General features: G+C 67.2%; 12 protein-coding genes. 4 read left to right on the top strand and 8 right to left on the bottom strand.

Annotation, left to right across the window (positions count from 1 at the left end):
• Positions 1 to 9: 9 nt before the first annotated feature.
• A complete protein-coding gene (locus WA944_RS08895) occupies positions 10 to 984 on the bottom strand; it encodes a GlxA family transcriptional regulator (RefSeq protein ID WP_526368853.1) in 975 nt (324 codons plus the stop codon).
• Positions 985 to 1056: 72 nt separating this feature from the next.
• On the opposite strand from WA944_RS08895, the gene WA944_RS08900 reads away from it, so the two are divergent.
• Positions 1057 to 1302: a hypothetical protein gene (locus tag WA944_RS08900; RefSeq protein ID WP_526368855.1), complete on the top strand. Its 246-nt coding sequence runs from the start codon at positions 1057 to 1059 to the stop codon at positions 1300 to 1302.
• On the opposite strand, the gene WA944_RS08905 is transcribed toward WA944_RS08900, so the two are convergent.
• Positions 1276 to 2046: an alpha/beta fold hydrolase gene (locus tag WA944_RS08905; RefSeq protein ID WP_526368857.1), complete on the bottom strand. Its 771-nt coding sequence runs from the start codon at positions 2044 to 2046 to the stop codon at positions 1276 to 1278. The genes WA944_RS08900 and WA944_RS08905 overlap by 27 nt on opposite strands.
• A gap of 38 nt (positions 2047 to 2084) precedes the next feature.
• Between WA944_RS08905 and mhuD the strand changes: the two genes are divergently transcribed.
• Together mhuD and WA944_RS08915 are read left to right on the top strand one after the other, a co-directional pair.
• Positions 2085 to 2414: a mycobilin-forming heme oxygenase MhuD gene (gene mhuD / locus WA944_RS08910; RefSeq protein WP_526368859.1), complete on the top strand. Its 330-nt coding sequence runs from the start codon at positions 2085 to 2087 to the stop codon at positions 2412 to 2414.
• Positions 2389 to 3753: a serine hydrolase gene (locus tag WA944_RS08915; RefSeq protein WP_526368876.1), complete on the top strand. Its 1365-nt coding sequence runs from the start codon at positions 2389 to 2391 to the stop codon at positions 3751 to 3753. Before mhuD ends, WA944_RS08915 begins: the two co-directional genes overlap by 26 nt.
• Before the next feature lies 1 nt (position 3754).
• Here WA944_RS08915 and WA944_RS08920 read toward each other — a convergent pair whose 3' ends face one another.
• The 6 genes from WA944_RS08920 to lysS form a co-directional block, all read right to left on the bottom strand.
• Positions 3755 to 4306, bottom strand: coding sequence for a histidine phosphatase family protein (locus WA944_RS08920; protein ID WP_526368861.1), 552 nt, complete (start codon positions 4304 to 4306; stop codon positions 3755 to 3757).
• A gap of 22 nt (positions 4307 to 4328) precedes the next feature.
• Entirely contained in the window at positions 4329 to 5138 is an 810-nt protein-coding gene (locus tag WA944_RS08925; protein ID WP_526368863.1) for a CbtA family protein, read from the bottom strand.
• Positions 5139 to 5166: 28 nt separating this feature from the next.
• Positions 5167 to 5379 carry a CbtB domain-containing protein gene (locus WA944_RS08930; protein WP_163895203.1) on the bottom strand — a complete coding sequence of 71 codons (213 nt, stop codon included), beginning with the start codon at positions 5377 to 5379 and terminating at the stop codon, positions 5167 to 5169.
• 228 nt (positions 5380 to 5607) lie between these two features.
• Entirely contained in the window at positions 5608 to 8157 is a 2550-nt protein-coding gene (gene clpC1, locus WA944_RS08935; protein WP_526610930.1) for an ATP-dependent protease ATP-binding subunit ClpC, read from the bottom strand.
• Positions 8158 to 8449: 292 nt separating this feature from the next.
• Positions 8450 to 8791: a histone-like nucleoid-structuring protein Lsr2 gene (gene lsr2, locus WA944_RS08940; RefSeq protein ID WP_526371934.1), complete on the bottom strand. Its 342-nt coding sequence runs from the start codon at positions 8789 to 8791 to the stop codon at positions 8450 to 8452.
• Positions 8792 to 8900: 109 nt separating this feature from the next.
• Positions 8901 to 10427, bottom strand: a complete 1527-nt coding sequence (lysS, locus tag WA944_RS08945) for a lysine--tRNA ligase (RefSeq protein WP_526371936.1) — start codon at positions 10425 to 10427, stop codon at positions 8901 to 8903.
• A gap of 23 nt (positions 10428 to 10450) precedes the next feature.
• Here lysS and WA944_RS08950 point away from each other — a divergent pair.
• A partial coding sequence (locus tag WA944_RS08950; protein ID WP_526610934.1) for an alanine racemase occupies positions 10451 to 11288 on the top strand: 838 nt, incomplete at its 3' end.

The following is an 11288-nucleotide window of genomic DNA, read 5'->3' on the forward strand; positions in this document are numbered from 1 at the left end:
TGCCCACGGTCAGGCAGTGGCGGCGCAGTCCGAGTCGGCGCAGGCAAAGCGCCGCCGGTAGTCCGACGGCGTCACGCCGATGACGCGCCGGAAATGGTGGCGCAGCAGCGTCGCGTTGCCGAACCCGGACTGCTCGGCGATGTGGTCGATGTCCAGCGTGGACTCCTCGAGCAGTCGGCGTGCGAACAGGACCCGCTGGTCAGTCACCCACTGCATCGGGGTACGGCCGGTCTCCTCGACGAACCGGCGCGCGAAGGTGCGGGCGGACATGTGCGCACGCTTGGCGAGCGTGCCGACCGTGTGCGGCTTTTCCAGGTTGACCAGGATCCAGTCCAGATGCGGGGCGAACCTCTCGGAGCAGCGCACCGGGATCGGTTGGTCGATGTACTGACGCTGACCGCCGTCGCGCTGCGGCGGCACCACCATCCGGCGGGCGATCTTGTTGGTGACCTCGCTTCCCAGTTCGCGACGCACCAGGTGCAGACATGCATCGATGCCCGCTGCCGTTCCCGCGCTGGTGATCAGGTCACCGTCGTCGACGAACAGCACGTTGCGGTCGACCTGCGCGGTCGGGTACATGGCCGCCAGTTTGTCGGCGTGCATCCAGTGGGTGGTGCAGGGACGGCCGTCGAGCAAGCCGGCCGCACCGGCGACGAATGCGCCCGAACACACGGTCAGGATGATCGACCCCGATTCGGCGGCCCGGCGGACGGTCGCCAGCGCGTCGGGTGAGTAGTCGAGGCCGCCGATGGCCGGGATGGCAACCAGGTCGGCGCCGACCAGATCGTCGAGCCCGCAATCGGGGATGATCGTCGCCCCAACGGCTGTCCGCAGCGGTTTCCCCGCCTCCGGCCCGCACACCTTGAAGTCGAAGTTGGGCACCCCGTCGGCCGACCGGTCGATGCCGAAAACCTCGCAGATGACGCCGAACTCGAAAACCGCGAGACCATCGAGCACCAAAGTGGACACACTTCTCAACGCCATGGCAGCATCTTATCTAACTGTGTCGCTTCTGCCACTGTTGGCACGATGTTACTTGACCGGACTATTGCTGCCATGAGTAGCGCACTGACCTTCCTCATCCTTCTCGCCCCGTTCGCGCTCGCCGCCACGCTCATCTGGGCGGCCCGCCGGTCCGGCACGCTGCGGCTGCACCGCGACCAGTTTCGGATCGCGGCCCCGATGGGCGGCCGGTTGTTCGACGGCGCCACCCCGACACACCACGACCCGGACGACATCCGCGCCCGCTTCGAGCAGCAGCCCGTGTGGCCGAGCTCAGGCGCCACGGGTGAACGTCGATAGGAACGCCTCAACGGCGTCCCGGTATTTCCTGGGCGCATCGTCGTGGACGAGATGCCCGGCGTCCGGCACCTTCAGATACGTCGTCCGGGTCCCCGATTCGGCCATCACTTCCATCTGACCCGGCGGGGTGACCGAGTTCCCGGCCTCCATCAGCAGCGTCGGCGCCGACACCGCACGCCATTGCCCCCAGTAATCGCGGGTGCCCCACTCGGCGGCGATCTCGATCCACCGGCGCGGGTCTCCGTGCAGGCGCCAGCCAGTCTCGGTGCGGTCGAACGCCTCCAGGAAGTACTGCCCCGCGACCGGTCCGAACTCGTCGTAGATCTGTTGTGCGGCGCTGAACTCGGCGGGCAGCGCGTGCAACCACGGTTCCCACGGCCCGGTCGTCCGGCCCCGGAAGTCCGGTGCCATGTCCTCGACGACGACGGCAGCGACCATCTCGGGGCGCGTCGCAGCCAGACACCACGAGTGCAGCGCCCCCATCGAATGTCCGATCATGATCGCCGGTCTGCCGAGCTCGGTGACCGCGTCACCGAGGTCGGCCACGAATCGCTCGGTGGAGATCGGGAATCCGTCCTCCACGCCACGGCCGCGGTGCCATGGCGCGTCGTAGGTGAAGACCGAGCCGAACTGCGTCAGCCACGGCAGCTGGCGTGACCACGTGGTGCCCCGACCCATCAGACCGTGTACCAGCACCAGGGGAACCCCGGTGCCGCCGCGGCCGACCAGCAGTGGTGAGTCCATGTGCTCATCTTGCCCAGGGGTCGCGGTAACCTGACCGCATGCCCAGCCAGAACCCCGTGGTGAAGATCAACGCAATCGAGGTCCCGCCAGACGCCGGTCCGGAACTGGAGAAGCGGTTCGCACACCGCGCCCACGCCGTGGACAACCAGCCCGGCTTCCTCGGCTTCCAGCTGTTGCGCCCGGTCAAGGGCGAGGACCGCTACTTCGTGGTGACCCAGTGGGAGTCCGAAGAGGCGTTCCAGGCGTGGGCCACCGGGCCCGCCGTCGAAGCGCATGCCGGTGAGCGCGCCAATCCCGTGGCCACCGGAGCGTCGTTACTGGAGTTCGAAGTTGTACTTGACGTTGCGGGGACTGACGCCACGGCGTGAGGCAGTCCGGGGCCGACGGCGAGTGACCGAACTGACGGTCGCACTCGTCCTCGTCGCCGCCCTGGCCTGCGGGTGTGCCACATCGCGTCCGGCGCCTGCCGACGCCGCACACGGCGTGCCCATCCAGATCAACACCCCCCAGGGGCTGCGCGCCAAGCAGACCATGGACATGCTCAACAGTGACTGGCCGATCGGTCCGGTCGGGGTGCGCACGCTGGCTGCGCCCGAGGCCGTCGAGCACGTCGGCGTCACGCTGGACAGAATCTGGTGGGACAGGCCGTTCACCGTGACCGACGTCGACATCGGGGCCGGGTCCGCCACCCTGCACGTGCTCACCTCCTACGGGGTGGCCCAGACCATCGAGCTGCACACCGACGACGCCGGGATGGTCGACCGTTTCTGGGTGTCGCTCGACCCACCGGTGATCGAAGAGTGGGCCGACATCGACGACGAGCTGACCAAGTCCGGGGCGCGCTACTCGTACCAGATCGCGAAGGTCACCGACGGTCGCTGCGAGAAGGTGGCCGGCACCAACACCGACATGTCGCTGCCGCTGGCGTCGATCTTCAAGCTCTATGTGCTGCTCGCCGTCGCGGAAGCGGTGAAAGCAGGCACCGTCCAGTGGTCCGACGCGCTGACGATCACCGAGGAGGCCAAGGCGGTCGGCTCCCCCGAGCTCGACGACCTGCCGCCCGGCTCGACGGTCACGGTGCGCGAGGCCTCGCAACAGATGATCTCGGCCAGCGACAACATGGCGACCGATCTGCTGATCGAGCGGCTGGGGCCAGGGGCCATCGAGCGCGCGCTGGCCATCGCCGGGCATCACGACCCCGCGAGCATGACGCCGTTTCCGACGATGCACGAGCTGTTCTCGGTCGGCTGGGGCAAGCCCGATCTACGCGAGCAGTGGAAGCAGGCCTCGCCGCAGGGCCGCGCGCGACTCCTGCAGCAGACCAACGCCCGCCCGTACGAACCGGATCCCACCCGCACCCACACCCCGGCCTCGGGTATCGGCGCTGAGTGGTACGGCAGCGCCGCCGACATCTGCCGCCTGCACGCAGCGCTGCAGGAGGGGGCCGTGGGCGAGGCCGCGCCGGTCAAGGACATCCTGTCGGCCGTGCCCGGTATCGATCTGGATCGCGAGGAGTGGCCCTACATCGGGGCCAAGGCCGGGAACCTGCCGGGCGACCTGACGTTCAGCTGGTACGCCGTCGATCACGCCGGGCAGCCCTGGGTGGTCAGCCTGCAGGCCAACTGGCCGGAGTTCCGCAGTCAGACCGCGGCGGGATGGCTGATGTCGATCGTGACGCAGGCGTTCGAGCTGATCCCGAACGGCTGACTCACGGGCTCGACCGCAGTGACCACGCGTGCCCCCGCAAGTGCATCACGGTGCGGCTGACCGGTGCGATGTCGATCCGCCAGAACGACTTCGGCGGCGCGTCGAGCACGACGAGGATCGCCGCGCGAATCACCGCGGGGTGAGTGACGGCGAGGATCCGGCCCCGCCGCGCTGCCAGCGAATCCATCCAGCCGGCCACCCGCTCGATCAGTTCGACCACAGACTCGCCGCCGTGTGGCGCCCGGGCAGGTTCGGTCAGCCAGATCGCCAGCTCGGCCGGCTGGACCCTGCCGAGCACATCGCCGCGCCAGCGGCCACAATCGAGATCCGCCAGCTTCGGCTCGATGGTGGCCGCGACACCGAGCAGTTCCGCGGTCTGGCGGGTGCGTTGCTCCGGTGCGCAGTAGGCGTGGTCGACTGTCCCGAGCTCGGTGCCCGGGTCGACTTGCCGCCGACCCACGGCCGACAGGGTCTCGTCGGTGGGAAATCGTCCGGCTGCCATCGCGTCCGTCATGGCGTGTGACAGCAACGTCAGCCGGACGACCTCGCTCACACGTCAGACTCGCCGCGCAGACTCACACGGCCACCGTCTGTTTGCGCTCGCCCAGCAACCGCGACACCAGCGCGGCGAAGACCAACCCGATGGTCGCGTACATGACGACCTGGGTGCCCAGTGAGTACAACCGGAACTCATAGAGCACGTCGGCCGGGAACCCCTCGTAGACGATGGCGCCGGTGTCGTCGGTCAGCGGCCCCGGGGTCTCGTCGACCGTCGGCAGCACCAACATCACCACCGCGATCGACGCGACGTAGGCGCCCGCCGCTGCCAGGCCCGCGTTCCAGCCGCCCAGCCGCGACACCAACCGGCGGCCGAGATACACCGCGCCGGCCAACAGCGCTGCCGACAGCACCACCATCAGCAGGTACAGCAGGGTGCGCTGTTGGATCGTTTCGTCCTGGCTCAATGCAGGCGGACTGGCCGGATACTTCAACCCCGGAACGACGTAGAGGCTGAGCAACATCGCGCCGGCGACGTACAGCGACAGCAGCCGGGCCGAGATGTTGCCGACCCGCCCGTATGCGACGGCGAACACGACGGCGAACAGCGCGCCGATCGCCACACTGAACGCCAGCAGGCCCAGGCCCAGGCCGACGTTCATCTGGATGGCACGGGTGATGCCACCGCCCGCTTCGCCGTGGCTGTGGGAGTGGCCATGGCCGTGGTCGGCGCCGTGCTGGATGGCCTCGCGCGCGGCTCCGATACCTTCTTCGTAGCCGATGGCCAGGCCGATCTGCGGCTCGACGAAGATGCGGGCGAACAGGAAGGCAAGCACGCCGGCGGCGGCGCCGGCCAGCAGGCCGCGCCAGATGATCTGCTTCTCCATTTGTCTTCGACTCCTACCGTGCCGGGTGTCAGTGGCAGGGGAATCCGAGCAGGTGACGTGCGTCGTGCACGAACTCGTGGATGTAGGTGCTGTTGCCCAGCACCGAGGTCGCACCCTGGTCCATGCCCACGAAGTAGAGCACCACCAGCGCCAGGAACGCCGTCAGCGACAGCCACGCCGCCGCCTTGGTTCCCGACAGGTCGATTGCGCCTGCCCTGCTGCTCACATCTGGAGAAGTCATCTTGGTTCCTTTCCGGGATTTCGCGTCCCAGTCAGAGATGCGATGGCCATCGGGTCTGACTGTCACAGTGGCGCGACCGTTCTGGGCTTTCACCAGATTCCGCTGTCCATCGATTACAGGAGCATCGTAAGGCACGCCCGGCGTCATCACGCCGCCACCGCGAGATCGCGCAGAAAGCCGGACGGGCGGCCACCCCTTGGGGTGACCGCCCGGCCTACTGCGTTTCGGTCAGTCCGTGCCGGCCGCACTCGGCGTGCCGGCGGCGCCGGCCTGAGCCAGGTCCGGTTCGACGCTCACGGCAGGCTTACGACTGCCGGTGAAGGTGAACACCGCGTCCTCGCCTGCGCCCTCGCCGTCCCAGTTCTCGACGTCGACGGTCACCAGCTGACCGGGGCCGACCTCCTCGAAGAGGATCTTCTCCGAGAGCTGGTCCTCGATCTCACGCTGGATGGTCCGGCGCAGTGGCCGCGCACCGAGCACCGGGTCGAACCCGCGCTTGGCCAGCAGCGACTTGGCCTTGTCCGTCAGCTCCATCGTCATGTCCTTGGCCTTGAGCTGGGTGCCCACCCGGCCCACCATCAGGTCGACCATCTTGACGATCTCTTCCTGAGTCAGCTGGTGGAAGACGATGATGTCGTCGATGCGGTTGAGGAACTCGGGACGGAAGTGCTTCTTCAGCTCGTCGTTGACCTTCTGCTTCATCCGCTCGTAGTTGTTCTCACCGCCGCCCTGGGTGAAGCCTAGGCCCACGGCCTTGGAGATGTCGGAGGTGCCGAGGTTCGACGTGAAGATCAGCACGGTGTTCTTGAAGTCGACCGTGCGGCCCTGACCGTCGGTCAGGCGACCGTCCTCGAGGACCTGCAGGAGGCTGTTGTAGATCTCCTGATGGGCCTTCTCGATCTCGTCGAAGAGAACGACGGAGAACGGCTTACGACGCACCTTCTCGGTGAGCTGGCCGCCCTCTTCGTAGCCGACATAGCCCGGAGGGGCGCCGAACAGCCGCGAAGCGGTGAAGCGGTCGTGGAACTCGCCCATGTCGATCTGGATCAACGCGTCGTCGTCGCCGAACAGGAAGTTGGCCAGCGCCTTGGAAAGCTCGGTCTTACCGACACCGGACGGGCCGGCGAAGATGAACGAGCCCGATGGACGCTTGGGGTCCTTCAGCCCGGCACGGGTGCGACGGATGGCCTTGGAAACCGCCTTGACGGCATCCTCCTGGCCGATGATCCGCTTATGCAGCTCGTCCTCCATGCGCAGCAGCCGGGTGGTCTCCTCCTCGGTCAGCTTGAACACCGGGATGCCGGTCCAGTTACCGAGGACCTCGGCGATCTGCTCGTCGTCGACCTCTGCGACCACGTCGAGATCGCCTGAGCGCCACTGCTTTTCACGCTCGGCGCGCTGCGCGACCAGGGTCTTCTCCCGGTCACGAAGATTGGCCGCCTTCTCGAAGTCCTGCGCGTCGATCGCCGATTCCTTCTCCCGGCGCGCGTCGGCGATCTTCTCGTCGAACTCGCGCAGGTCCGGTGGAGCGGTCATCCGGCGGATCCGCATCCGGGCACCGGCCTCGTCGATCAGGTCGATCGCCTTGTCCGGCAGGAAGCGGTCGTTGATGTAGCGGTCGGCCAGTGTCGCGGCGGCCACCATCGCACCGTCGGTGATCGAGACGCGGTGGTGGGCCTCGTAACGGTCCCGCAGACCCTTGAGGATCTCGATGGTGTGCTCGACCGTCGGCTCGCCCACCTGCACCGGCTGGAACCGGCGCTCCAGGGCAGCATCCTTCTCGATGTACTTGCGGTACTCGTCGAGGGTGGTGGCGCCGATGGTCTGCAGCTCACCGCGGGCCAGCTTGGGCTTCAGGATCGACGCGGCGTCGATCGCGCCCTCGGCGGCACCCGCGCCGACGAGCGTGTGCAGCTCGTCGATGAACAGGATGATGTCGCCGCGGGTGTTGATCTCCTTGAGCACCTTCTTCAGGCGCTCCTCGAAGTCACCGCGGTAGCGGCTGCCCGCCACCAGCGAACCCAAGTCCAACGTGTAGAGCTGCTTGTCCTTCAGCGTCTCGGGGACCTCGCCGTGCACGATGGCCTGGGCCAGTCCCTCCACGACGGCGGTCTTGCCGACGCCGGGCTCGCCGATCAGCACCGGGTTGTTCTTGGTGCGCCGGCTCAGCACCTGCATGACCCGCTCGATTTCCTTCTCGCGGCCGATGACCGGGTCGAGCTTGCCCTCCATCGCCGCGGCGGTCAGGTTGCGGCCGAATTGATCCAGCACCAGTGACGTCGACGGGTTGCCCGCCTCACCACCGCGGCCGCCGGTGCCGGCTTCCGCGGTCTCCTTGCCCTGGTAGCCGCTCAGCAACTGAATGACCTGCTGGCGCACCCGGGTGAGTTCGGCGCCCAGCTTGACGAGCACCTGGGCGGCGACGCCTTCGCCCTCGCGGATCAGGCCGAGAAGAATGTGCTCGGTGCCGATGTAGTTGTGGCCGAGCTGCAGCGCCTCGCGCAGGCTCAGCTCCAGCACCTTCTTGGCACGCGGTGTGAAGGGAATGTGGCCTGACGGCGCCTGCTGACCCTGGCCGATGATCTCCTCGACCTGGCTGCGCACTCCCTCCAGGGAAATGCCCAGCGACTCGAGCGACTTGGCCGCTACGCCCTCACCCTCGTGGATGAGTCCCAGCAGGATGTGCTCGGTGCCGATGTAGTTGTGGTTGAGCATCCGGGCTTCTTCCTGAGCCAGGACGACAACCCGACGCGCACGGTCGGTGAATCTTTCGAACATCCGTGGTTACCTGCTCTCCATCGCATAGGTGGTGCATCGCACGACAGCGCTTGCAAAACTGCAGTGGCTATGCACCTGCCGTCCACTGTAATGGGCGGCGGCCCCGGGTGCCCCGCCTGGAGGTCCTTCCAGAAAACAATGGAAGTGACATCTGACGTAACAATTGGGCCAGTACCCAGCGCTGCTAGGAGTAACGCACCGGCCCGCCGATTCGTTTCCGGATGGCCGTCACAACCGGTTCGCCACCAGCGAACGCCCACTCCGATTGCCGGATGCGCCCGGCAATCGGCGGCTAGGTTGCTGCGTGGAATGCGTCGATGACGCCGGCGGGGATTCTGCCGCGGGTGGAGACATTGTGGCCGTTGCGGCGGGCCCACTCCCTGATCGCCGCGCTCTGTTCCCGGTCGATCGCTGCGCGCCCGCGACCGGTGCCGACCGAGCGGCCACGCCGCCGGCCACCGACCCGCCGGCCGGCATCCACCCACTGCTTCAGGTCGCTGCGGAGCTTGGCGGCGTTCTTGGCAGAGAGGTCGATCTCGTAGCTCACACCGTCGAGCCCGAATTCGACCGTCTCGTCGGCGGCGCCTTCTCCGTCGAAATCGTCGACCAACGTGACGGTGACCTTCTTGGCCATTTCCCCACTGCCCTTCCGTGCGCACTACTTTCTCGGGTGCGATGCGAAACCCCGGCACCAATGTGCCATAAAGGAGCCACCCATTCAACAACGCATGAATCGTGGCCGTTCAGTTGCCCTGGCGACGAACAATAGGGAACAAAACTGTGTCCCTAATCGACAGACCGGTCAGTGCCATCAACAAACGGTCGATGCCCATTCCGGTCCCCGTAGTGGGCGGCATCGCATACTCCAGCGCGGCGAGGAAATCCTCGTCCAGGACCATTGCCTCGTCGTCCCCCGCCGCCGCCGCCCGCGCCTGTGCCTCGAACCTCTCGCGCTGCACAACAGGGTCGATCAGCTCGGAATAACCGGTGGCGAGTTCGATGTGGCGCACATAGAGATCCCACTTCTCGGTGACGCCGTCGATGCTGCGGTGCTCCCGGGTCAAAGGCGTCGTCTCGACCGGGAAGTCACGCACGAAAGTCGGCGACCAAAGCTTGTCACCGACGGCGAATTCCCAGAGTTCTTCGACCAATTTCCCGTGCCCGAAACCGCGATCCCGGGGAATCTCGACTCCCAAGCCGTCGGCAATCTGCCAAAGTCTGTCCACGCCGGTCTGCGGCGTGATCTCTTCTCCGAGCGCCTCGGACAATGACGGATACATTTGAATGGTCTGCCATTCGCCGTCGAGATCGTAGACGGCGCCATCAGGCAAAGGAACCTCACGTGTCCCGATGGCCTCATCGGCAACTTCTTGAATGAGTTCCCGCGTCGTCTTCGCAGAATCGTCGTACGTGCCGTAGGCCTGATATGTCTCCAACATCGCAAATTCCGGCGAATGAGTGGAATCGGCTCCTTCGTTTCGGAAGACCCGATTCAGCTCGAAGACCCTGTCGAATCCACCGACCACGCACCGCTTCAGAAAAAGTTCCGGCGCGATCCGCAGGAAGAGGTCGGAATCGAGCGCGTTGGAATGCGTGACGAACGGCCGCGCGGCGGCCCCACCGGCCAGCGTCTGCAGGACCGGTGTCTCGACTTCGAGGAATCCCCGGCGCTCGAGCGCCGATCGCACCGCACGCACCACCGCCACCCGCTGCCGGGCGACGGTCCTGGCCTCCGGACGGACGATCAGATCGACGTAGCGCTGCCGGACCCGAGCCTCCTCACTGAGCTCCTTGTGCGCGACCGGCAACGGCCGCAACGCCTTGGAGGCGATTTGCCAGGAGTCTGCGAGCACAGAGAGTTCACCGCGACGGGAGCTGATCACCTCTCCCTGGACGAACACGATGTCACCGAGGTCGACGTCGGCCTTCCATGCGTCGAGCGATTCCCGGCCCACCCGATCGAGGCTGATCATGGCCTGGAGCTGGGCTCCGTCACCTTCCTGCAGCGTGGCGAAGCAGAGCTTTCCGGAGTTGCGGGCGAAGATGACCCGGCCGGCCACCCCCACCTGCTGACCGGTTGCCGAGTCGGTGGGCAGGTCGGGGTAGGCCTGGCGGACCTCGGCGAGGCTGTGCGTCCGGGGCACCTCGACGGGATACGGGTCACGTCCCTCGGCGAGCAGCCGCTCGCGCTTGGCCTGGCGGATCCGGAACTGCTCGGGAGCATCGTCGCGGGTCTGGTCGTGATCAGGGTGCGCGTCGGGGGGTGTCACGACGTGCCAGCTTAAATGAACGGATGGCTGGGCCCCTCAACGCGCCGATCAACCGGGCGGCGGTGCAGGCTCTGGCTGAGCAACCCCTGGATTTCAGCGACAAGGGAGTTCCGGCCGGGTGGTGGGGCCACACCCCTGCCGAGATCCTCGCGCGCGCGCCGCGGCTGTCCCGCGAGGGCGCCTTCGGGCCGGCGTGTGTGCTGGAAGCAGACGCTCTGGCTCACAACCTGGAGGCGATGGCTTCGTGGTGCCGGGAGCGCGGGGTGGAACTCGCCCCGCACGGCAAGACCCACATGTCGCCGCAGCTGGCCGCCCGCCAGCTCGACGCGGGCGCCTGTGCGATTTCGGTGGCCACCATCGGCCAGGCCGCCGTCTACCGCGCCTTCGGGGTCCGTGATCTGGTGCTGGCCAATGAACTGGTCGACGAGGCCGGGCTGGAGTGGCTCGCCGCCGAATTGGACCGCGATGACGCGTTCGGCTTCACGTGCTGGGTGGACTCGGTGCGTGGTGTCGATGTGATGACCACGGCGCTGGCGGGGGCACGGCGACCCGTCGATGTCTGCGTCGAGGTCGGTCTGCCGGGCGGCCGGAGCGGCTGCCGCTCGCGTGAGGAGGTCGACGACGTCGCCCGCGCCGCAGCGGCCGCACCCCGGCTACGCCTGGTCGGGGTGGCCGGATACGAAGCGGCGCTCGGGCAGGACCTGGCCCCGGCGGCGACATCGGCCGTGGCGGACCATCTCGCCGAGGTGCGTGCGGCGGCGATCCGGCTGGCCGCACTGTTCGAGACCGACAGCGTGATCGTCAGCGCCGGAGGCAGCACGTACTTCGACGCCGTCGCCGACGCGTTGACGGGCTGGCCCG

It is taken from the genome of Mycobacterium sp., from assembly GCF_049683355.1.
In the GTDB taxonomy this organism is placed as follows: Bacteria; Actinomycetota; Actinomycetes; order Mycobacteriales; family Mycobacteriaceae; genus Mycobacterium.

What these genes read in the sequence shown, in the direction of transcription:
- clpC1 (WP_526610930.1), bottom strand. Translation starts at nt 8,157, where the DNA reads ATGTTCGAAAGATTCACCGACCGTGCGCGTCGGGTTGTCGTCCTGGCT.
- WA944_RS08905 (WP_526368857.1), bottom strand. Translation starts at nt 2,046, where the DNA reads ATGGACTCACCACTGCTGGTCGGCCGCGGCGGCACCGGGGTTCCCCTG.
- WA944_RS08930 (WP_163895203.1), bottom strand. Translation starts at nt 5,379, where the DNA reads ATGACTTCTCCAGATGTGAGCAGCAGGGCAGGCGCAATCGACCTGTCG.
- mhuD (WP_526368859.1), top strand. Translation starts at nt 2,085, where the DNA reads ATGCCCAGCCAGAACCCCGTGGTGAAGATCAACGCAATCGAGGTCCCG.
- WA944_RS08895 (WP_526368853.1), bottom strand. Translation starts at nt 984, where the DNA reads ATGGCGTTGAGAAGTGTGTCCACTTTGGTGCTCGATGGTCTCGCGGTT.
- WA944_RS08900 (WP_526368855.1), top strand. Translation starts at nt 1,057, where the DNA reads ATGAGTAGCGCACTGACCTTCCTCATCCTTCTCGCCCCGTTCGCGCTC.
- WA944_RS08925 (WP_526368863.1), bottom strand. Translation starts at nt 5,138, where the DNA reads ATGGAGAAGCAGATCATCTGGCGCGGCCTGCTGGCCGGCGCCGCCGCC.
- lsr2 (WP_526371934.1), bottom strand. Translation starts at nt 8,791, where the DNA reads ATGGCCAAGAAGGTCACCGTCACGTTGGTCGACGATTTCGACGGAGAA.